This window comes from Alkalispirillum mobile (assembly GCF_003664325.1).
Taxonomy (GTDB): Bacteria; Pseudomonadota; Gammaproteobacteria; order Nitrococcales; family Halorhodospiraceae; genus Alkalilimnicola; species Alkalilimnicola mobilis.
The window spans coordinates 63,544-84,398 of the sequence record NZ_RCDA01000002.1 but is presented as its reverse complement, the minus strand read 5'-3'; the positions used below and the strand labels follow the sequence as shown (position 1 = coordinate 84,398).

General features: G+C 64.0%; 19 protein-coding genes. 10 read left to right on the top strand and 9 right to left on the bottom strand.

Annotated elements, in window-relative coordinates:
• Positions 1–22: 22 nt before the first annotated feature.
• From asd to DFR31_RS14120, 8 genes are all read left to right on the top strand, one after another.
• A complete protein-coding gene (gene asd, locus DFR31_RS08635; protein WP_121442284.1) occupies positions 23–913 on the top strand; it encodes an archaetidylserine decarboxylase in 891 nt (296 codons plus the stop codon).
• A 112-nt stretch (positions 914–1,025) separates the two neighbouring features.
• Complete coding sequence (locus DFR31_RS13990; protein ID WP_121442283.1) at positions 1,026–1,520, top strand: GspH/FimT family pseudopilin; 495 nt, start codon at positions 1,026–1,028, stop codon at positions 1,518–1,520.
• A gap of 24 nt (positions 1,521–1,544) precedes the next feature.
• Positions 1,545–2,075 carry a type IV pilus modification protein PilV gene (gene pilV, locus DFR31_RS08625; protein WP_425452535.1) on the top strand — a complete coding sequence of 177 codons (531 nt, stop codon included), beginning with the start codon at positions 1,545–1,547 and terminating at the stop codon, positions 2,073–2,075.
• A 12-nt stretch (positions 2,076–2,087) separates the two neighbouring features.
• Positions 2,088–3,206, top strand: coding sequence for a PilW family protein (locus DFR31_RS08620; protein ID WP_170153658.1), 1,119 nt, complete (start codon positions 2,088–2,090; stop codon positions 3,204–3,206).
• 10 nt (positions 3,207–3,216) lie between these two features.
• Entirely contained in the window at positions 3,217–3,768 is a 552-nt protein-coding gene (locus DFR31_RS08615; protein WP_121442280.1) for a pilus assembly PilX family protein, read from the top strand.
• A 101-nt stretch (positions 3,769–3,869) separates the two neighbouring features.
• The gene (locus DFR31_RS08610) at positions 3,870–7,202 is read left to right on the top strand and encodes a pilus assembly protein (protein WP_121442279.1); all 3,333 of its coding nucleotides are present in this window, start codon (positions 3,870–3,872) and stop codon (positions 7,200–7,202) included.
• 89 nt (positions 7,203–7,291) lie between these two features.
• Positions 7,292–7,708 carry a type IV pilin protein gene (locus DFR31_RS08605; protein WP_121442278.1) on the top strand — a complete coding sequence of 139 codons (417 nt, stop codon included), beginning with the start codon at positions 7,292–7,294 and terminating at the stop codon, positions 7,706–7,708.
• 53 nt (positions 7,709–7,761) lie between these two features.
• Positions 7,762–8,361: a GspH/FimT family pseudopilin gene (locus DFR31_RS14120; RefSeq protein WP_121442277.1), complete on the top strand. Its 600-nt coding sequence runs from the start codon at positions 7,762–7,764 to the stop codon at positions 8,359–8,361.
• On the opposite strand, the gene ispH is transcribed toward DFR31_RS14120, so the two are convergent.
• The 5 genes from ispH to murJ all read right to left on the bottom strand — a co-directional run bounded on the left by ispH (position 8,358) and on the right by murJ (position 15,289).
• Entirely contained in the window at positions 8,358–9,308 is a 951-nt protein-coding gene (ispH, locus tag DFR31_RS08595) for a 4-hydroxy-3-methylbut-2-enyl diphosphate reductase (RefSeq protein ID WP_121442276.1), read from the bottom strand. The two genes, DFR31_RS14120 and ispH, sit on opposite strands and share 4 nt — an antisense overlap.
• Before the next feature lie 87 nt (positions 9,309–9,395).
• On the bottom strand, positions 9,396–9,875 hold the full coding sequence (gene lspA / locus DFR31_RS08590; protein ID WP_121442275.1) for a signal peptidase II: 480 nt from the start codon (positions 9,873–9,875) through the stop codon (positions 9,396–9,398).
• Between the two features lie 7 nt (positions 9,876–9,882).
• On the bottom strand, positions 9,883–12,708 hold the full coding sequence (ileS, locus tag DFR31_RS08585) for an isoleucine--tRNA ligase (protein WP_121442274.1): 2,826 nt from the start codon (positions 12,706–12,708) through the stop codon (positions 9,883–9,885).
• A gap of 25 nt (positions 12,709–12,733) precedes the next feature.
• The gene (locus DFR31_RS08580) at positions 12,734–13,675 is read right to left on the bottom strand and encodes a bifunctional riboflavin kinase/FAD synthetase (protein WP_121442273.1); all 942 of its coding nucleotides are present in this window, start codon (positions 13,673–13,675) and stop codon (positions 12,734–12,736) included.
• 45 nt (positions 13,676–13,720) lie between these two features.
• Positions 13,721–15,289: a murein biosynthesis integral membrane protein MurJ gene (gene murJ, locus DFR31_RS08575; protein WP_121442272.1), complete on the bottom strand. Its 1,569-nt coding sequence runs from the start codon at positions 15,287–15,289 to the stop codon at positions 13,721–13,723.
• 138 nt (positions 15,290–15,427) lie between these two features.
• Between murJ and rpsT the strand changes: the two genes are divergently transcribed.
• The gene (rpsT, locus tag DFR31_RS08570; protein WP_121442271.1) at positions 15,428–15,688 is read left to right on the top strand and encodes a 30S ribosomal protein S20; all 261 of its coding nucleotides are present in this window, start codon (positions 15,428–15,430) and stop codon (positions 15,686–15,688) included.
• A gap of 109 nt (positions 15,689–15,797) precedes the next feature.
• On the opposite strand, the gene proB is transcribed toward rpsT, so the two are convergent.
• The 4 genes from proB to rplU all read right to left on the bottom strand — a co-directional run bounded on the left by proB (position 15,798) and on the right by rplU (position 18,706).
• Positions 15,798–16,940 carry a glutamate 5-kinase gene (gene proB / locus DFR31_RS08565; RefSeq protein ID WP_211328275.1) on the bottom strand — a complete coding sequence of 381 codons (1,143 nt, stop codon included), beginning with the start codon at positions 16,938–16,940 and terminating at the stop codon, positions 15,798–15,800.
• A complete protein-coding gene (gene cgtA / locus DFR31_RS08560; RefSeq protein ID WP_121442270.1) occupies positions 16,937–18,016 on the bottom strand; it encodes an Obg family GTPase CgtA in 1,080 nt (359 codons plus the stop codon). Before cgtA ends, proB begins: the two co-directional genes overlap by 4 nt.
• 95 nt (positions 18,017–18,111) lie before the next feature.
• Complete coding sequence (gene rpmA / locus DFR31_RS08555; RefSeq protein WP_121442269.1) at positions 18,112–18,372, bottom strand: 50S ribosomal protein L27; 261 nt, start codon at positions 18,370–18,372, stop codon at positions 18,112–18,114.
• A 19-nt stretch (positions 18,373–18,391) separates the two neighbouring features.
• Positions 18,392–18,706, bottom strand: coding sequence for a 50S ribosomal protein L21 (rplU, locus tag DFR31_RS08550; protein ID WP_121442268.1), 315 nt, complete (start codon positions 18,704–18,706; stop codon positions 18,392–18,394).
• 251 nt (positions 18,707–18,957) lie between these two features.
• On the opposite strand from rplU, the gene DFR31_RS08545 reads away from it, so the two are divergent.
• Positions 18,958–20,850 (top strand): DUF294 nucleotidyltransferase-like domain-containing protein, encoded by a 1,893-nt coding sequence (locus tag DFR31_RS08545; RefSeq protein ID WP_121442267.1) that lies wholly within the window; start codon positions 18,958–18,960, stop codon positions 20,848–20,850.
• Positions 20,851–20,855: the final 5 nt, after the last annotated feature.

Here is a 20,855-nt window from a genome sequence, read left to right as displayed (position 1 = left end):
ACTGCTTGAGAACGCCCCCCGGATGAGTGTCTACCGAGACGAGAGCCCTGCCACCTGGCTGGACCACCTGAAGGCCGCTCTGCTCTACCCCCTGCCCCACCACGCGATCTCCCGCATCACCCACTGGGCGGTGCGCGTGGAGACGCCGTGGTTCAAGAACCTGCTGATCAAGACCTTCATCCGCGTGTTCAAGGTGGACATGAGCGAGGCGCTGGAGGAGGACCCCACCGCCTACCCCACCTTCAACGCCTTCTTCACGCGGGCGCTGAAGCCCGAGGCCCGGCCGATGCCGGACGACCCGGACGCCATCCTGTCACCAGCGGACGGCACGATCAGCCAGATGGGGCCGATCGAGGGCGATACGATCTTTCAGGCCAAGGCGCACGATTTTACCACCGCCGAACTGCTCGGCGGCGATGAAGCCTTGGCGGAGGAGTTTCGGGACGGGTGGTTCGCCACCATCTACCTGTCACCCCGGGATTATCACCGGGTGCACATGCCGATGAGCGGCACCTTGCGGAAGATGATTCACGTGCCGGGGCGGTTGTTCAGCGTGGCGCCTTTTACGGTGCGGACGGTGCCCAAGCTGTTTGCGCGCAATGAGCGGGTGGCTTGTATTTTCGACACCGAGCACGGGCCGATGGCGGTGGTGTTGGTGGGGGCTATCAACGTGGGGAGTATTGAGACGGTTTGGGCGGGGGAGGTGACCCCGCCGGCCGGGAACCATGTAACCCTCACAGATGGCAAACACCGCCCACTCCATCTGCCCCGAGCGGCAGAGTTAGGGCGTTTCAATATGGGGTCTACCGTCGTGGTGCTGACCGCGAACCAACTTCCTGCGTCGGACACCGCTACGGCCCAGCCCATCCGCATGGCCCATCACATTGGCACCTTCAGCAATTCCCACGGGTAACCACTAAACAATCACACCGGTTGTCGGGCCACGACGACCGCTCACCCCCCTACCACTCCGCTATCATCGTGAGCACCCCTATGTTGTATTCATAGGAACCAGGAGCATCTCCATGCAGACGCAGCGCGGTTTCACACTTGTTGAACTCATGATCACCGTGATCGTTCTTGCGGTGGTGGCTGGCATTGCCTATCCCAGCCTTCAATGGACGATCGCGCGCAGCACCACGTCGTCGGACGTAAACCGCTTGATATCTGACCTGGCGTTTGCGCGTTCCGAGGCCGTGCAGCGAGGCCTCACCGTCACCCTGACCCCTGAACAGGGCAATTGGTCCTCGGGCTGGCAGATCACTGACGAAAACGCCGAGTTGCTGCGCGAAACGTCGGCCCTGGGTGGCCAGGCGGTAACCAGCGGCGCCGGAGGCCAGGGCAGTGGCCCGGATAGCATCACTTTCACTTCAATGGGAAGAGTAGACAGCGGCAGCCAGATCATCCGTTACCAGCACCGCGAGGAAAACCCGTTGATTGATGCGCGTGAGATCCGGGTCAGTCGGATGGGGCAAGCCAGTGTCTGCACTACCGACAACAGTGGCTCCTGCTGGGACTAACGCTCTGGAAGAGGCTGGGACACCGTGACCAAACAACCAGATACCTATATGCCCCGCGTTACCAAATCAATAACCGCCTCCGAACGGTCTTCAGGATTTTCCCTGCTCGAGGTGTTAATTGCCGTCGTCGTGCTCTCCATTGGGCTTCTTGGCCTTGCTACGCTGCAGGCCACCAGCCTTGGTTTCAACCATGAAGCCTACACCCGCTCGCAGGCCACATTGACTGCCTACGACATCACAGACCGCATGCGGGCGAACCGCGAGGCCGCCGAAGATGGACACTACGACCTGACCTTCGAAAGTCGAGATTGTCTCGCCGCCAACCCCGGATCGAACATCACGACGGGAGACGCCTTGGCCACTAACGACCTACGAAGCTGGATAGAGAAAGTATGCGAATTACCCGCCGATGACAGCTCGGAGGTGCAGGCGCAGGTCGGGCCATGCAACGGCGGAGACATGGTATGCGTCACCGTAACCTGGCACGACAGGAATCCTGATGACCCGGATAACCCACGGGCGGTATCTACGGTATCGATGGCGACGGAGATCTGAGACAAGATGGTCATGGCAAGAATGTTCAAGACCCCCAACGCTCCATCCGTTGCGCGCCAACAACGAGGACTGAGCCTCGTTGAGCTCATGGTCGCTCTGGTCATCGCATCGTTGCTGATGCTGGGTATCGGTCAGATTTACCTCAGCAGCAGCCAAACATACCGGGTACAGGAAAACTTGTCCCGAATGCAGGAAACAGGGCGGTTCGCATCCTATGAATTGAAGCGAGACGTCCGCATGGCGGGCTTTGGCATACCGGACGACTTCAATGCGGATGCGCTATGCGTCATTGCGACCGCATTACATACTGGGTCTGGAGACCCGCCATTCGATGTCGATGACATCATCCAGGCGAATGATCCCGTCACTATTCGCAGCCATGCCGGATCCGGAGAAATGTGGCGTGACGAGATCCATGTCCGGTTCGAGGACGATGATACCGCCGGAACATCCGCCCGGGCTGTGCACGTCGATGGTCAGGGCAATACCTTTATATCAGACGAAGCAATCGATAATCCGGATTCCCTGGATGGCCAGATCCTCGCGTTCGTCGGCCCCAGCTATACCATCATCGGAGAGGTCACGAATGTTCAGCCTATTGGCGGTGACCGGATCAACCTCGGATTTTCCGGTAATGCGAACAGTTTGGGCCAACCGGTTGGGACCTGTGGGCAAGGGGGGATGCGTCCGGAACTGAATTCCACCTTCAGTCAATTCGGGGGCACAGGGGTACGGTACTATATCGCGGATACGGGCCGAGTGGACGCGACGGGAAACGCTGTACAAGCCTTGATGCGCCAGCAAGGGAACGATAACGCCGAGGAAATTGCCGAAGGCGTAATCGGCATGCAGGTACAGTATTTGCGCAGAGAGGGTGATGCCTACGAGGTTGTAGATAGCGGGGAGACGGTCGACTTTTCCCCAGCCGGTGACGAACCGATAGCTGCGGTACGGATCCATCTGCTTGTGGTGTCCGCGGATGGGCGCCTACTCGATGACCCTTCCACGGCGTGGCCCATTCCTTTCCAAACCGCCCCAGATGGATCCGCGATCCCCCGTTCCGGGGAAGATCAGCAGCGGATGACTCACGTGTATTCAACAACCATCAGCCTGCGCAACCGAACTTTTTAGGTCTATCGCCATGCAGTCAACCATGACCAAACGATCTGGAGAGAATGGGGCCGCGCTGATCGTTGCGCTGCTTATCCTCCTGGTGCTGACACTGCTAGGCGTTACCGCCATGCAGACCACGACCCTGCAAGAAAGAATGGCCGGCCACAGCACTGACCAAGAGCTCGCATTCCAGGCTGCGGAGGCGGCCCTCAGAGGAGGCGAACGAAGCATACACACCGTATCTCACTCATCCGCGGACCGACCTAGACTTTACGGCGATCATGATGGCGACCGCACAGCCTGGTTGGCGGCGTGGAAGGAAATGCTGGACGGACAACAAAGCCATCCGCATCCCGATAACGTGCCCAATGTCTCGCGCGCTCCAAGATTTGTCATTCATGAGCTAGGGCCTGCCATGGGACCAGCGGGGCAACAGTCTGCCAATGAGGTGGTTGATGATGCTTTCGGGCCAGCATCAGGGGGAACTACGCCGGATCATATGCAGTATTCAGTCACTGCCATTGGATACGGACAGTCGCAGACGGGGTACGTCATCCTCCAGTCCGTCGTGGACAGATAACCTCGATCGCACACGCAGCAAGATGCCATGAATTCGGGCTTTGAATCCCGGGCTCACGGTCGGAGAGGGGCTAGAAGGGCCTGAAGCAAGAGGAATCAGCGATGACCGCAAGTCACACGAAGCATCGGAAGCGCCAACGCCAAAAGACTGGACGAACAGCCCACGGTCTCGCGACGTTTACTGGAGTAGCTGCCATCACGTTCGCCAATGGGGCACTGGCGCTCGACATCGCGCAGACGCCCCTGTTTCTCCAGGAATCGGGCCTGCCACCCAACATCCTTTTCATCCCTGACACCTCCGAGAGCATGCAGGAGGGGCTGCGGGATGGGCGTGTAGCATTGGACGCTAACTGTGAACCCGGCCTCGATATGGACCCAGAGGAGTGCCCCGCCGGTGCGCGAAATCCCCAAAGTAAAGCCAGCATCGTAAAACGCGTGGGACTAGACCTGATCGACCGTTATAATGATCAGGTCAACATGGGCCTGCTGTCCTATCAACAGAGTCCAGCCAGCCGCCGTCGGGCTGATTTTGACCGCGGGTACACAGTGAGATGGAGACTGGTAGAGAGAATCGTTGATGCCAGGTATTCCCTCGATAAGGATCCGAGTTGGTATCGCCCAGATTACGATGGTAGTTGGGACTCAGATACCAAAAGGTTTCGAGTCGAACACCCAGACCCAGATGAAGACATTTGGATTTTCTTCAATGCTGCTGTCCCTGGCTACTGGTGGCGTCCTGGCGATTCTGGAGACTTCGGGATACCCAATGATGATCAGACAATCTTCCTAGACTTTACGACGCAGACCGGCCTTTTGTCTGCGGGAGCGTACCAAGTATTAACGACAAACTTGGATAATATTGTCCACCAGAACTACCTACAAAACTTTAACGTGCCCTTGGTGGACAGCCTCAGGCAACGGGGCATTGATAGCTGGGGCGATTACGTTCCGTTCCTGCCACTGAATCAATTGGAATGGCGAAGCACAAGTTCTCCTGGTCTAGGTTATCTGCACGTGCCAATTGGTGGCTTAGATCAGGATGGCAATCCCGATGAGGCGCATTGGGAAGCCATAGAGGCTAAGCTTCAGCCCCAAATTCACGACTGGGCAAGGGACGCCATGACTAACCCGGATTGGCCTTTGATCGCATCAGGTCTAACACCGCTAGAAGGCACGATTCAGACAGCCCAAGACTATTTCTTGGGCCGAAGCAATAATTTCGGGCCGGACCAAGGTAACACCGGTAATCTGACGATACCTGAGAGTTGCGATGTCAACGCAGCCATTTGGGTTACGGATGGCCTACCGTCGGTTGATGCGGACGGTAATGAGCTCGGTGATAGCCCGGGCACCGCACTTGCCAACGCCCGTGCCGCTATCAGAGAGTTCCACGAGCAAACCGGAGTGGACACCTATATCGTCGGTTTCGCGTTACCGCCAGGCGTTAGTTCTCTACCGGGCGTCGGGGATGATCCACTGAGTGGTCTCGCGGAGGCGGGCGGCACCGAGCGGGCATTCGACGCCACAGACGAAGCCAGCCTGGATGCTGCGATGTCGGAGATTTTTGCCACTATCGTCGCACAGGCTACCGGTAGTGCATCTGCAGTCTCCGCAGCCTCGTCTACCTACCAGCCCGAAGAGACTAACCTGCTATTCCAGGCCACCTTCAACTCTACGGACTGGTCTGGCGACCTGACTGGTTTTGAGTTCGACTTCAACGAACGTACCTACGTGGAGGTCTGGAACGCTTCAGACGAGCTCCCGAGCGCTTCGACGCGGAACATTTACACCTACGATGGAAACAGCGGCGTACCCTTCCGTTGGGGCAATGGCCAAGGACAAGGCATCTCCTCCGCACAAGAGGAATCTCTGAACGAAGACCCCGACCTGCTTGATTACCTCCGTGGCGACCCGACCGGTGAGTTACGTAATGGCGGCGAGTGGCGCAACCGGCCCTCTCCGCTCGGTGATTTCATCAACTCCAACCCGGCATACCAAGGCCCCGGTCTTCGCTTTAACTACAACAACATCGACGGCTACTCCGATTTCCTGTCTGACAACCAGAACCGGCCGGAGGTCGTATATGTTGGCGGCAACGCAGGCAAGCTGCACGCCTTCGATGCTGAAACCGGCCGGGAATTATTTGCATACATACCCAGCCAGGTGTTCGACCACCTACCCGAGCTGGCCGATCCGGATTACAGCCACCGCTTCTTCGTGGACGGCCAGCAAACCATCGCGCATGCGCAGATTGACGGTGACTGGCGCACCGTGCTGATTGGCACACTGGGTGCCGGAGGCAAGGGTGTTTACGCCCTGGACGTAACGGACCCGGATGACTTCTCCGCAGACAACGTGCTGTGGGAGTTGGGCCCCGATGATCTCGATAGCATCGGACACGTCTATGGCGAACCCATGGTAATGCCCGATAGCGGAGAGAACTGGTTTGTAACGTTCAGCAATGGCTATGGGAGCTCCGATGGGAGTGCCACCCTGATCAAGGCCGACCTTGAGCCCCATCAAAATATTCGCCAGTGGACCGAGGAAATAAGCACCGGCGCAAGCAACGGCAATGGCCTTTCGCCAGTCGTGGTGGCCTCGGATCGCAACACCGCATACGCCGGGGACCTCCGGGGCAATCTATGGCGATTCGACCTGCAGGATGAGGATTCGACCCGCCTGTTTACTGCAAGATCGCCTGGCGATGAACGGCAGCCCATAACGGCCAAGCCGGCGCTGGGCACCCACCCCGATGGCGGGCGCATCGTGCTGTTCGGGACCGGCCAGTACCTGGAAAACCAGGATAATCAGATCGTGGACTCCCCGAGGGTGGAAAGCTTTTATGGTATTCGGGACTACAGCAACCTTTCTCTCCCTGTTAACCGCAACGATCTCTACCAGATCGATATTCTCACGGAGGCAACGGTGGCAAACCAGAACGTGCGCGTCACCACGTCCGGCGAGGACTTCGACGGGAGCACGCACGATGGCTGGGTCCTGAATCTGGATTATCCCGCTCCCCGCGGCGAACGCGTGGTGGAGCCTGCTTCGATCGTCGATGGCCGGGTGGAGTTCGTGACCCTGATTCCGTCGGATGACCCCTGTGCAGGAGGCGGCACCTCGTACCTCTTCTCCTTGAATGCAGCGACAGGCGGACGACCAGATCGTCCGCCCTTCGATCTGACCGGCGACGGGCAATTCGACTCTGCTGAAATGGTGTACCACGAGGGCGAAATGGTACCGGTCAGTGCCGTGAACTTGGACCGAGGCATACTCGCGGCCCCTACGTTGATGCTCGGCCCGGATGGTCAGCGAACCCGTCTTATCGGCGGAACGGACGCCCCGGAGGACGAGCCGATTACCGAACTCGATGCGCCTCCAACCACGGGTGATACAGACGGGGCCGGCCCCAGGGCCTGGCGGCAATTGCGGTAAGAGGGAAGCCGGCCCCACATCGGGGTGGCCTAAAGCAGGCGCCCCGGTAGAGGGTCGGATGAATCAGAAGGCCAACACGGAATCAAAACATGACATCAAGAAGAGCGAGCCAGGGTCTTACCCTTATCGAGCTGATGATCGTGGTGGCGATTATCGGCATCCTGGCGAGTATTGCCTACCCGATTTACACCAACCAGGTACTCAGTGCGCAGCGCACAGAAGCCGTGGTGACCCTCACGGACACGGCACAACGCCTCGAGCGCTGCTACAGCCAGTTCAGCCGCTACGATCACGCCGACTGCAGCGTGTCTGATGGCGATGAAATCGACTCGGAGAGCGGATACTACACCGTAACGGTGACGGTAGACGACAGCACATCGTTCTCGCTCTCCGCAGCACCACAAACCGGACGGGTAAAGAACGACACTACTTGCGGCACCTACACGCTGGACCATACTGGGACCCGCAGCCAGTCAGGTAGCGGAGACCCTGAGGATTGTTGGTAATGACATGCAAGGTGTCTCGCCCCAGGGCTTGAATGCTTTAGAGGAAAAGCCAAATGATCGTTGCGCAAGGAAGCGCACCCCAACGCCAGTCTGGCGTTACTTTAATCGAGTTTGCGGTAGTATTGATCGTGCTGGCTGTAATGGCCTCGTTAGCCGCACCCCACCTCAGTCGCATGTTGGATAACCACCGGACACAGGCAGCCCAACAGCGGTTCACTACCACTCTCTACGCCGGCCGCCAACATGCCGTATTGAATGGCGTCAGTGTCGTTATCTGCAAAAGCAGTGGGGGCCCTGCCGCCGGCTGCGGAGGGAAAAAAGGCTGGGACTCAGGCTGGCTGGTTTTTGAAGACCCGGGGCTTTCTGCGGACTGTGTCGATAACAACGGTGATGGGTACTGCCACAGCGGAGGCCGACTGCTGATCAGTGAAGGCTCTTTGCCCGGAGGCGTGGTTGTAGCGCACAACCACAATGTCCGGGAACGTATCCGTTACAACCCTCGTGGGGCCAGTCCTGGATATAACGGCCGATTATCGTTTTGCCCCTCCCCGGCTTCAGACGAGGCCGCCAGGGGCTTGGTCATTTCCAGTAGCGGGCGCGTGCGGCCCGCTAACCGCACGGAATACCTGCCCTGTCCCGCGCCGGACCCTTAGCTTGCGGACCGGAGCGCTTTTGGCATAGAGAACACCACGTTTTCCTCGCGGCCCCGAAGTTCAGCGGGAGCCTGGCAGCCCCAGGCCCGCAACTGCTCCAGCACCTGCTTGACCAGCACCTCCGGCGCCGAGGCCCCGGCCGTCACGCCGACGGCCTTGCGCCCCTCCAGCCACTCGCGCTGGAGTTGTTCGGCCGAGTCCACCAGGTAGGCTTCCACCCCTTTCCGCTCGGCCAGCTCGCGCAGCCGGTTGGAGTTGGAGCTGTTGACCGAACCCACCACCAGCATCAGGTCCACCTGGTCCGCCAGCTCCTTGACCGCGTCCTGCCGGTTCTGCGTGGCATAGCAGATGTCGTTCTTTTTCGGCCCGGTGATGTTCGGGAACCGCTCCCGCAGGGCGTCGATCACGGTGGCAGTGTCGTCCATGGACAGGGTGGTTTGGGTGACGAAGGCCAGCGTGTCGGGGTCGCGCACCGTCAGGTTGCAGACGTCCTCCGGGTTCTCTACCAGGTAGATGTCCCCCGCCGTGCCGCCCAGCCGCTCGTACTGGCCGATGGTGCCCTCCACCTCGGGGTGGCCTTCGTGACCGATCAGCACCACCTCGCGCCCTTCGCGGGCGTACTTCTGCACCTCCATGTGCACCTTGGTGACCAGGGGGCAGGTGGCGTCAAACACGCGTAGACCGCGTCGCTCGGCCTCGCGGCGCACCGCCTGCGAGACGCCGTGGGCGCTGAAGATGACGATGGTGTCGTCCGGCACTTCGTCCAGTTCCTCGACGAACACCGCGCCCTTTTCACGCAGGTTGTCCACCACGTAGCGGTTGTGGACGACCTCGTGGCGTACGTAGATGGGCGCGCCGAATAGCTCCAGGGCGCGATCCACGATGTCGATGGCGCGGTCGACGCCGGCGCAGAAGCCGCGGGGGTTGGCGAGGAGGACTTGGGTCATGGTGGTGGTACCTGGGTCGGATTTCGCAGTTAGTTTGTCAGGAGTTGTGGGGCTGGGGCAAGGCGGCTGAGGCGTCAATGGCTCTGGTCACCGGCCCTCGTCATTGGCTTTGGGTTCCAGGAACACCATGTAGATGATGACGATACCGACGCCCACCGTAATGCCGATGTCGGCCACGTTGAAGATCGGGTAGTGCCAGTCCTGCCAGTAGACATGGATGAAGTCGATGACGTGGCCGTGCAGCACCCGGTCGATCAGGTTGCCGACGGCACCGCCCAGCACCAGTGCCAGCCCGCAGGCCAGAAAGTGCTGCTGGCCGCGGATCTGCTGCAGCCACCAGATGATGTAGCCTGAGATCCCCAACGCGACCACGGAGAAGAACCAGCGCTGCCAGCCCCCCGCCTCCCCGAGGAAGCTGAAGGCCGCGCCCGGGTTGTAGCTCAGCGTGAAGCTGAGCACCGGCACCAGCTCCACGCTCTGGTGGTAGATCAGCCACTGCTCGGCCATCAGCTTGGTGAGCTGGTCCAGGCTCATGACGAGCAGCGCCAACAGCAGCCAGGGGTTCATCCGCGCCTCAGGCGTAGTGCCGGGTCTCCCCTTCCCCGTCGACGTTGCTCACGCAACGGCCACACAGTTCCGGGTGATCGGCATGGTGGCCCACATCAGGGCGGTGGTGCCAGCAGCGGCTGCACTTGGCATGCCCGCTGGCAGCGGCATAGAGGCGGAAGCCCTGACCGTTCTCGCCGGGCACCTCCACCGACTCCACCGGGGCCTTCTCCAGGTCCTCCACGCGTGCGTCGCTGGTGATCAGCACAAAACGCAGCTCGTCGCCCAGGCGATCCAGGCTGGCCTTTAGCGCCGGCGGGCAGAAGAGCTGCACCTCGGCCTGCAGGCTGGCGCCGATGACCTTGTCGTTGCGCAGCTGCTCCAGCTCCCGGTTGACGCCGGCCCGCACGGCCAGCACCTCGTCCCAGAAGGCACGATCGAACTGGTCCTCCTCGTCCAGCGGGAACAGGCCCTCGTACCAGGTCTCCAGCAGCACGGAGTCGCCGCGCGCCCCGGGCAGGTGCTCCCAGATCTCGTCGGCGGTGAAGGAGATGATGGGCGCGAGCCAGCGCACCAGCGCTTCGGCCACGTGCCAGAGCGCGGTCTGACAGGAGCGGCGGGCCAGGCTGTCGGGCCGGGTGGTGTACTGACGGTCCTTGATGACATCCAGGTAGAAGCCGCCCAGATCCACCACGCAGAAGTTGTGCACCAGCTGGTAGATGCGGTGGAACTCGTAGCGGTCGTACGCCTCGCGCACCTGTTGCTGGACCAGCCAGGCCCGGTCCACCGCCCAGCGGTCCAGGGGCAGCATGTCCGCCGCGGCCACGGCATACTCTGCCGGCTCGAAGCCGTTGAGGTTGGCCAGCAGGAAGCGCGAGGTGTTGCGCATGCGCCGGTAGGCGTCGGCGGTACGCTTGAGGATACTGTCGGAGACCGCCATCTCGGCGGAGTAGTCGGACGAGGCCACCCAGAGGCGCAGGATGTCGGCGCCCAGCGTGTCCATGACCTTCTGCGGCGCCACCACGTTGCCGCGGGACTTGGACATCTTGTGGCCCTTCTCGTCCACGGTGAAGCCGTGGGTGAGCACCGCCTTGTAGGGCGCGGTCTCCCGTACCGCCACCGAGGTGAGCAGCGAGGACTGGAACCAGCCGCGGTGCTGGTCGGAGCCCTCCAGGTAAAGCTCCGCCGGCACCTGCAGCTCGTCGCGCTGCTCGAGCACGGTGGCGTGGGTCACGCCGGAGTCGAACCAGACGTCGAGGATGTCGGTGACCTTCTCGTAACGCTCGGCGTCGGCGCCCAGCAGTTCGGCCGGCTCCAGCTCGAACCAGGCGTCCACCCCACCCTCTTCCATCTTTCGGGCCACCGCCTCGATCAGCCGATCGCTCTCCGGATGCGGCTCGCCGGTGCGCTTGTCCACGAACAGGGCGATGGGTACACCCCAGTTGCGCTGGCGGGAGATGCACCAGTCCGGCCGGCCGTTGACCATGGATTCGATGCGCGCCTCGCCCCACTCCGGGTGCCAGCTGACGCCCTTGATGGCCGCCAGCGCGTGGTCGCGCATGCCGGCCCTGTCCAGGCTGATGAACCACTGCGGCGTGGCGCGGAACAGGATCGGGGTCTTGTGGCGCCAGCAGTGCGGGTAGCTGTGGCGGTAGGCCTCGTGGTGCAGCAGGGTGCCGCGGGTCTCCAGCAGTTCCACTACCTTGGGGTTGGCCTTGAAGACATGCTGGCCGCCGAAGTGCGGGGTCTCGTCGAAGAAGACGCCGTTGCCGTTCACCGGGTTCTCGGTGGGCAGGTCGTACTGCTGACCGACCACGTAGTCGTCCTGGCCGTGCCCGGGAGCGGTATGGACCGCGCCGGTGCCGCCATCGGTGGTGACGTGTTCGCCGAGGATCACCGGCACCTGCCGCTCCAGGAAGGGGTGCGCCAGCTGCAGGCCCTCCAGCGCGGCGCCGGTGCACCGGCCAACCACCCGGTAGTCCTCCACCTCGTAGCGGTTCATCGCCGACTCCACCAGCGCCTCGGCCAGCACCAGCAGCTCATCGCCGAAGGCCACCACGGCGTAGTCCAGCTCCGGGTGCAGGGCCACCGCCTGGTTGGCGGGCAGGGTCCAGGGGGTGGTGGTCCAGATCGGGATGGACACCCGTCCCGCGTTGGCCGCATCGCCGCTCAGACCGGCCCGGCGGTCCAGCTCTTCGGGCTCCAGCACGGCAAAGCGCACGTCGATGGCCGGAGAGGTCTTCTCCTCGTACTCCACCTCGGCCTCGGCCAGGGCGGAGCCGCAGTCGGCGCACCAGTGCACCGGCTTGAAGCCGCGGGTGACGTGGCCGCGGGCGATGATCCGGCCCAGGGCACGGAGGATATCGGCCTCCGTGCGGTAGTTCATCGTGAGGTAGGGGTTGTCCCAGTCGCCCAGGATGCCCAGGCGCTTGAAGTCCTCGCGCTGGCCGTCCACCTGGCTGGCGGCGAACTCGCGGCAGGCATCGCGGAACTCACGCGGGCTCACCTTGGCGCCGGCCTTGCCCAGCTTCTTTTCCACCATCAGCTCGATGGGCAGGCCGTGGCAGTCCCAGCCCGGCACGTAGGGCACGTCGTAGCCGTCCATGCTGCGGGACTTGATGATGATGTCCTTGAGGATCTTGTTGACCGCGTGACCGATATGGATATCGCCGTTGGCGTAGGGCGGGCCGTCGTGGAGCACGAAACGCGTCTTCCCGGCGCGCTCACGGCGCAGGCGGCCGTAGAGGTCGGCCTGGTGCCAGCCGGCAAGCCGCTCCGGCTCCCGCTTGGCCAGGTTGCCGCGCATGGGAAAGCCCGTTTTCGGCAGGTTCAGGGTGTGCTTGTAGTCACTCACGTTGCGGTCCTTGGGGTCGGATCGTCTAAAGAGGATTTTCGGCGAACAGGGCCTGGGCCTGGTCCACGTCCCGGCCGATCTGGGCGCTGAGCGCGTCCAGCGAATCGAAGTGCCATTCCGCGCGTAATCGCTGCAGGAACCGCACTTTCAGGTGGCAGCCATACAGTGTGCCTTGCCAGTCCAGCAAATGCACCTCCAGCAGGTGCTTGCGCCCGCCCACGGCGGGGCGGGTGCCCACGTTGGCCACCGCCGGCAGGGGGCGGTCGGCGACACCCTCGACGCTGACGGTGAAAATGCCCCCCAACGCCGGGCGCTGGTTGGGCCGGAAGGCGATATTGGCGGTGCGGAAACCGAGCTGCCGGCCGATGGCATCCCCGCGCACGACGCGGCCCGAGAGCTCATAGGGCCGGCCCAGCAGGTCCTCGGCCTCGGCCAAATCCCCCTCGGCCAGCGCGCCCCGCACCCGGGTACTGCTGATGCGCTCGCCATCCTCGGTGGCCAGGGTCTCCAGCCGGTCCAGCTCGAACCCGTGGCGCTCGGCGGCCGCAGCCAGCATGCTGAAATCACCCGCGCGCGCCCGCCCGAAGCGGAAGTCGTCACCGATCAGCAGGAAGCGCACACCCAGCCGTTCGATGAGCAGCGTTTCTATGAAGGCCTCGGCGGACATGCCCGAGAGGTCGGGCCCGAAACGCGCGACCAGCACGCGGGCCAGCGGCGTATCGGCCAGTGCCGCCAGCTTGTCGCGCAGGGGGGTGATGCGGGTGGGGGCCTGCTCCGGGCGCAGTGCTTCCAGCGGGTGGGGTTCGAAGGTGAGCAGCGCCGGTGGCACACCCAACCGCTCGGCGTTAATGCAAAGCGTGTCCAGCATGGCCTGGTGCCCCAAGTGCACGCCATCGAAGTTGCCGATGGTCAGCGCACAGCCATGGTGGCGGGGCTGCAGGTTGTGTAGGCCACGTACCAATTCCATACGGAGGGATCTGCTCGCAAAACGTCCATTATACAAGCACGCGACTCAGCCTGCGCGCTCGCCGGACGGGGGTTCTTTCATGCCGCGCCAGTCCCAGCCGAACAGCCGGAGGGCGCCGAAATAGACCAGGGCCGCGACCGCCAGCCAGCCACTCAGATGCAGCACCCGTTCCCACACGCCGGTCTGCAGCCAGTGCTCGGCCTGGCTGGCGGGCCAGAGCAGCAGGACGGCCATCACCAGGGTGGCGAGCCCCACCTGCCGGCCCAGCCGGCGCCAGCCGGGGCACGGGGTGTAATGGCCCGTGCGTCGCAGCGCCCGGTAGAGCAACGTGGCATTCACCCAGGCGGCGACCGCCGTGGCCATGGCCAGGCCCACGTGCCCCACCCCGGTGTCGTGGAGCCACAGCACCACCGTGACGCTCAGCACCATGTTGCAGAGCAGGCTGATCACCGCGCAGCGCACCGGCGTGCGCATGTCCTGACGGGCAAAGTGCCCGGGCGCCAGCACCTTGACCAGCACGAACCCGAACAGCCCCAGGCTGTAGCCGGCGAGGCTCAGGCCGGCGGCCATCACGTCCAGTTCACCGAACTGACCGTAATGGAACAGCGTGGCGATAATGGGCAGCGCCATGGCGGACAGGCCGACAGTGGCCGGCGCGATCAGCACCAGCACCCAGCGCAGGCCCCAGTCCATGGTGCGGCTGAAGCGCTCGGGGCTGGCTGCGGCGTGCTCCGAGGACAGTCGCGGCAGGAGCACCGTGCCCAGCGCCACCCCGAACACCCCTAGCGGGAACTCCACCAGCCGGTCGGAGAAGTAGAGCCAGGTCACGCTACCGGTGATCAGAAAGGAGGCCAGCACCGTGTCCAGCAGCAGGTTGATCTGCGCCACCGAGGAGCCGAACGCCGCCGGCGCCATCAGCCGCATGATCTTCCGCACCCCCGGGTGTCGCCACCCGAAACGGGGCCAACGCAACATCCCGATGCGCGCCAGGAAGGGCAGTTGCAGCAACAGTTGCAGCACTCCGGCCACCAGCACGGCCGCCGCCAGGGCCAGGATCGGTGTCTCCAGCAAGGGCGCGATACCGATGGCCGCGCCGATCATGCACAGATTGAGCAATACCGGCGCGAAGGCCGGCGGGCCGAACCGCCCCCAGGTATTGAGAATGCCCGCTGCCGCCGCGGTCAGGGAGATGAACAGGATGTAGGGGAAGGTCCAGCGCAGCATCTCCACGGCCAGGCCGTACTTCTCCGGCTCATTCGTGAACCCGGGCGCGAACAGGTTGACCACCCAGGGGGCCCCTGCCACGCCCAGGGCCGTGAGCACCAGCAGGACAGCACCCAGCACCCCCAGGGTGTTGGCGGCCAGGTTTCCGACCTGGTCCGGGTGCTTGGTACGGTATTCGGAAAGCACGGGCACGAAGGACTGCGAAAATGCGCCCTCCGCAAACAGCCGCCGCATGAAGTTGGGGATCTTGAAGGCGACGATGAAGGCGTCGGTCTGCGGCCCCGAGCCGAACACCCCCGCCACCACCATGTCGCGCACCAGCCCCAGCACCCGCGAGACCAGGGTCAGCGAGCCGAAGGTGAACACCGAGCGGAACATGCCCGCCTTCATGGCCTTCCGTTCCTGATTGTGATGGGTTCTTCCATGCCGTCCTTCCGATAGGCCTGAACAGGGTTGACATCACGCTGAAGGGTGCGCATATTACCGGCCTTTCGTTCGCACTGCAGTGATTCAATCAGGAGTCGAGCTTTGGCTAACATCCCTTCGGCAAAGAAGCGCGCCCGCCAGGCGGAGCAGCGTCGCAAGCACAACCAGTCGCAACGGTCCATGATGCGCACCTACCTCAAGCGCGTCGTGAACGCCATCAAGGCCGGCGACAAGGCGCGGGCCGAGGAAGCGTACAAGGAGGCTGTGCCGGTCATCGACCGCATGGCGACCCGCGGCCTCATTCACAAGAACAAGGCCGCACGCCACAAGAGCCGCCTGAACCAGCACCTGCGCAACCTGTAAGGGCTGGTTCCGCCGGGTCCCTGAGGGGCCCGCATCCAGGCTTGGCGCCAGAGAACGCCGGTCCCCGGTCAAACGGGGCCGGCGTTTTCGTCGTGTCCGGCCGCACCGCTTACAGGCCGGCGGCGGTGATCACCATGTTGTCGCGGTGGATCAGCTCGGGCTCGTCCACGTAGCCGAGGATGGACTCGATCTCACGGCTTGGCCGACCGACGATCTGCCGTGCCTCCTTGGCGCTGTAGTTGGCGAGACCCCGCGCCACCTCCTGCCCCTGGGGGTCCAGGCAGGCCACCATCTCGCCGCGCGAGAAGCGGCCCTCCACCCGATTCACGCCCACCGCCAGCAGGCTGCTACCCGCCTCGCGCACCACCCGGGCCGCGCCCTCGTCCAGCCAGAGCCGGCCGCGCAGGCGCAGGTGACTGGCCAGCCACTGCTTGCGCGCTGCCACGGGTTCGCGCTCGGGGTATAACAGGGTGCCCAGCCGTTCCCCGGCGGCAACACGGGCCAGTACATCCGGCTCGCGCCCGGAGGCGATCACCGTGGTGCAGCCTGACCGGGCGGCGCGGGCCGCCGCGCGCACCTTGGTCAGCATGCCGCCCCGACCCAGCGCACCGGCGCTGCTGCCGCAGTACCGCTCCAGGTCCGGGTCCTCCGCCGAGGCCTCCTGGATCAGCCGGGCGTGCGGGTTGCTGCGCGGATCGGCGTCGTACAGCCCCTCCTGGTCGGTCAGAATGACCAGCACGTCGGCCTCCACCAGGTTAGCCACCAGCGCCGCCAGGGTGTCGTTATCACCGAAGCGGATCTCGTCGGTGACCACCGTATCGTTTTCATTGACCACCGGCACCACCCCCAACCGCAACAGCTCCCGCAACGTGGTGCGGGCGTTGAGGTAGCGGCGCCGGTTGGAGAGATCATCGTGGGTGAGCAGCACCTGGGCGGTGTGCAGCCCCTTGGCGCGCAGCCCGCTCTCCCAGGCCTCCACCACGCCCATCTGACCGACGGCCGCCGCGGCCTGGAGCTGGTAGAGGGCACTGGGCCGCTCGGCCCAGCCCAGCCGGCTCATCCCCTCGGCCACGGCACCGGACGAGACCAGCGTGGCCTGTCGCCCTCCCCGGCGCAGCCCGGCCACTTCACCGGCCCAGGCCCCGATGGCCTCGCGCGCCACCCCTTGGCCATCGCCGGTCACCAGAGCGCTGCCCACCTTGACCACCCAGCGGGTGGCCCGCGGCAGACGCTCGCGCAGGGCCTCACTCATGCCGGGTCGCCCTCCCCGTCCTTTGTCTGGCGCATCGCCACCTCCTCGGCCTCGCGCGCCTCCTCGTCCATGGCCTCCAGCCGGTTCATCACGTCCTGCACCAGCGGGGTTGTGCCCTCACCGGAGAGGGCCGATATCCGGTAAACCGGACCTTCCCATTCCAGCCGTTCGAGCAACGCCCGTGCATGCGCCTCGCGGTCAGCCTCGGGAAGCAGGTCCAGCTTGTTCAGCACCACCCAGCGCTCCTTTTGCGCCAAGGCCTCGCTGTAGCGCGCCAGCTCCCGGACAATGGTGTCGGCATCGGCCACCGGGTCCTGCGCCGGGTCCATGGGCACGGCGTCGATGACGTGCAGGATCAGGCGGGTGCGGTCCAGGTGCTTCAGGAACTGGATGCCCAGACCGGCACCTTCGGCCGCCCCCTCGATCAGACCGGGGATATCGGCCACCACGAAACTGCGCGCGGCGCCCACGCTGACCACACCCAGATTGGGGTACAGGGTGGTGAAGGGGTAATCCGCCACCCGCGGGCGTGCCGAGGAGACGGCGCGGATCAGGGTCGACTTGCCGGCATTGGGCATGCCCAGCAGGCCCACGTCCGCGAGCAGGCGCAGCTCCATTTGCAGGTTGCGACGGTCCGCCTTGGTGCCGGAGGTGTGCTGCCGCGGGGCCCGGTTGGTGGAGCTCTTGAAATGGACGTTGCCCAGCCCGCCCTTGCCGCCCCGGGCAACCAGAATGCGCTGACCGTGCTCCAGCAGCTCGCCGATCAGCTCACCGGTGTCGGCGTCGCTCACCAGCGTACCCACCGGCACAGCGATCTCGATGTCCTGACCGCTTTTACCGTAGCGCTGCTTGCCCATGCCGTTCTCGCCCCGCTGGGCGGAGAACTTCCGTTCATGGCGAAAGTCGGCCAGGGTGTTCAGCCCCTCGTCGGCCCGCAGCCAGACGCTGCCGCCATTACCGCCGTCGCCCCCGTCGGGCCCGCCGCGCGGAATGTACTTCTCCCGGCGGAAGCTGGCGCAGCCATCGCCCCCATCACCCCCCTCGACCCGGATGCTCGCTTCATCGACAAACTTCATGGCGGTTTACCTTTGCCGCATACAAGAAAAGCCCCGTGCGCACACACGAGGCTTTCCGATAACTCACGCGGGCCGGACGGCCCAGGCGCGGGGCGTTACTGCACGGTGCGCACGCTGACGTAGCGGCGGTTGCGCGGACCCTTGCGCTCGAAGACCACCTCGCCGTCCGCCTTGGCGAACAGGGTGTGGTCATGGCCCAGACCGACGTTCTCGCCGGGGTGGAAATGGGTACCGCGCTGACGCACCAGGATGTTGCCGGCCAGCACGTTCTGACCGCCAAAGCGCTTCACGCCAAGACGTTTACTCTCTGAGTCGCGGCCGTTGCGAGTGCTGCCGCCTGCCTTCTTATGTGCCATGAGTGCTGAACCTCCCGAATCAGCCGGCGGCGATGCCGGTGATCTTGACCTCGGTGAACTGCTGCCGATGACCGGCGAAGCGACGATACTGCTTGCGGCGCTTGAACTTCTGGATCTCGATCTTGCGGGCACGGCCCTGATCCAGCACCTCAGCGGTGACCTTGCTGCCGTCCACGGTGGGCGCGCCGACTTTCACGTCGTCGCCCTCGCCGACCATCAGAACCTGGTCGAACTCCACGGAAGCACCCGGCTCACCGGCGAGCTTCTCGACACGCAGGACGTCTCCCTCGGAGACCTTGTACTGCTTGCCTCCGGTCTTGATAACGGCGTACATGACCCGTTCTCCGTTAGTGAATCTGTTGGCTGGTGTTCGCTTGCCACTCCGCTGATCGAGTGACCGGCCGCCTGGCTCCTCTGCTGGAGGGGGTTCGGCCTGCAGCGGATTCAAGAGCGCGGATTCTACCTGCCCGACCGGGGGTCGTCAATCGCGCTGTCGTGCACGCCCGGGCGCCGGGCTTCAACTTTACACCGCCCGAGCCCCGGCTGCAGACTGAAGCTGTCAGGGCACAGCCGGGGCAGGTATAGATGGACATCGAATCCCTGGAAGTCAGGCAACACATGGGGCGTTTCCCGCCCTTCGATAACCTCTCCGACGAGCTGCTGGACTCGGTGGCGGACTCGGTGGAGGTGGCCTACTTCAAGGCCGGCAGCGACATCCTCGAGCTGGACAGCGAGATCAACGACCTGCACTACATCCGCAGCGGTGCAGTGGATGTCTCCCGGCGGAACGGCACGCTCTACGACCGCCTGGGCGAGGGCGACATCTTCGGGCATTTCGCCCTGCTCCGCGACCAGCGGGTGCGCTTTCCGGCCAAGGCTATCGAGGACACGCTCATCTACTACGTCCCGCGCGCGACCTTCATGCGGCTGTGCGATGCGGACGAAACCTTCGCCGATTTCGTGGAACTGGAGAAGCCGCGGCTGGAATCCACGGTGGAGAAGCAGCACGACCACTCCAGCCTGACCACCCGGGTCCGCAAACTGATCGCGCGCAGCCCACTCCTGCTGGACGAGAACAGCAGCGTGCAGGAGGCGGCCAGGCTGATCCGCGAAGAGCAGAACCCCTCGGTGCTGATCCTGGGCGACGCCGAGGAGGACAACCCGGACCAGCTGCTGGTGCCCTACAACGGGGGTCGCCGCCGGTTGGTCGGGCTGATCACCGACAGCGACTTCCGCAACCGGGTGGTGGCCGAGGGACTGCCGCCGGAGACCCCGGTAGGCCAGGTGGCCAGCACCGACCTGATCACCATCCAGTCCGACGAGACCGTGCAGGAAGCCACCCTCTGCATGCTTCGCAACAACATCCACCACCTGCCGGTGCTGCACCGGCGTCGCCCGGTGGGCCTGCTGCACCTGTCCGACATCCTGCGGCACGAGACCCACAGCAGCCTCTACCTGGTGGACAGCATCTACCGCGCCCAGAGCCCCAAGCACCTGACCCGGCTCCGCCGTGACGCCCGCGAGACCTTCGTGCGCATGGAGGGCGAGGGCGCAAACTCCCAGATGATCGGCAGCGCCCAGTCCGCCATCGGGCGCAGCTTCACCCGTCGCCTGCTGGAGCTGGCCGAGGAGCAGCTGGGCCCGCCCCCGGTGCCCTACTGCTTCATGGTACTGGGCTCGATGGCCCGCAATGAACAGACCATCGTCACCGACCAGGACAACGCCCTGGTCCTGGATGACCGCTTCGACCCCGAGGCGCACGACGAGTACTTCGCGGAACTGGCAAAGCAGGTCTCCGACGGCCTGGCCGAGTTGGGGTACACCTACTGCAAGGGCGGCATCATGGCCACCAACCCCCGGTGGCGCCAGCCCCTCAAGCAGTGGAAGGCCTACTTCCGGGACTGGATACAGGAACCCAACGCCGAGCGCCTGCTGCACAGCTCAATCTTTTTCGACCTGGACAGCGCCTACGGGGAGGAAGTCTTTGTCGAGCAGCTACAGGAACTACTGGCAAGCTTGGCTCCGCGCCAAGAGCGCTTCCTGGCGGCACTCGCCCGCAATGCGCTGAACCGCACGCCGCCCCTGGGGTTCTGGCGCGATTTCGTCATGGAGACGGACGGCAAGCAAAACAAGATCATCAACATCAAGGGGCGGGGCACCGCGCCCATGGTGGACCTGGTGCGGGTGCACGCCCTGGCCTGCGGCTCCACGGCCCAGAACACCTTCGACCGGCTGGACGACATCAGCAAGACGACCCTGCTGCCCAGGGGCGTGGGCGACAAGCTGCGCTACGCCTTCGAGTTCATCTCCATGGTCCGCATCCGCCACCAGGTGGCGGACATCCACGACGAGCGCCCACCGGATAACTACATCGAGCCGGAGAACCTCTCCGACAGTGAGCGGCACAACCTCAAGGACGCCTTCCAGGTGCTCAGCAACGCGCAGCGCTTCCTGCGCTTTCGCTACCCGTTGGCCTGAACGCC

What these genes read in the sequence shown, in the direction of transcription:
- asd (WP_121442284.1), top strand. Translation starts at nt 23, where the DNA reads ATGAGTGTCTACCGAGACGAGAGCCCTGCCACCTGGCTGGACCACCTG.
- DFR31_RS13990 (WP_121442283.1), top strand. Translation starts at nt 1,026, where the DNA reads ATGCAGACGCAGCGCGGTTTCACACTTGTTGAACTCATGATCACCGTG.
- DFR31_RS08620 (WP_170153658.1), top strand. Translation starts at nt 2,088, where the DNA reads ATGGCAAGAATGTTCAAGACCCCCAACGCTCCATCCGTTGCGCGCCAA.
- DFR31_RS08615 (WP_121442280.1), top strand. Translation starts at nt 3,217, where the DNA reads ATGCAGTCAACCATGACCAAACGATCTGGAGAGAATGGGGCCGCGCTG.
- DFR31_RS08610 (WP_121442279.1), top strand. Translation starts at nt 3,870, where the DNA reads ATGACCGCAAGTCACACGAAGCATCGGAAGCGCCAACGCCAAAAGACT.
- DFR31_RS08605 (WP_121442278.1), top strand. Translation starts at nt 7,292, where the DNA reads ATGACATCAAGAAGAGCGAGCCAGGGTCTTACCCTTATCGAGCTGATG.
- DFR31_RS14120 (WP_121442277.1), top strand. Translation starts at nt 7,762, where the DNA reads ATGATCGTTGCGCAAGGAAGCGCACCCCAACGCCAGTCTGGCGTTACT.
- ispH (WP_121442276.1), bottom strand. Translation starts at nt 9,308, where the DNA reads ATGACCCAAGTCCTCCTCGCCAACCCCCGCGGCTTCTGCGCCGGCGTC.
- lspA (WP_121442275.1), bottom strand. Translation starts at nt 9,875, where the DNA reads ATGAACCCCTGGCTGCTGTTGGCGCTGCTCGTCATGAGCCTGGACCAG.
- DFR31_RS08580 (WP_121442273.1), bottom strand. Translation starts at nt 13,675, where the DNA reads ATGGAATTGGTACGTGGCCTACACAACCTGCAGCCCCGCCACCATGGC.
- murJ (WP_121442272.1), bottom strand. Translation starts at nt 15,289, where the DNA reads ATGAAGGCGGGCATGTTCCGCTCGGTGTTCACCTTCGGCTCGCTGACC.
- proB (WP_211328275.1), bottom strand. Translation starts at nt 16,940, where the DNA reads ATGAGTGAGGCCCTGCGCGAGCGTCTGCCGCGGGCCACCCGCTGGGTG.
- cgtA (WP_121442270.1), bottom strand. Translation starts at nt 18,016, where the DNA reads ATGAAGTTTGTCGATGAAGCGAGCATCCGGGTCGAGGGGGGTGATGGG.
- rpmA (WP_121442269.1), bottom strand. Translation starts at nt 18,372, where the DNA reads ATGGCACATAAGAAGGCAGGCGGCAGCACTCGCAACGGCCGCGACTCA.
- rplU (WP_121442268.1), bottom strand. Translation starts at nt 18,706, where the DNA reads ATGTACGCCGTTATCAAGACCGGAGGCAAGCAGTACAAGGTCTCCGAG.
- DFR31_RS08545 (WP_121442267.1), top strand. Translation starts at nt 18,958, where the DNA reads ATGGACATCGAATCCCTGGAAGTCAGGCAACACATGGGGCGTTTCCCG.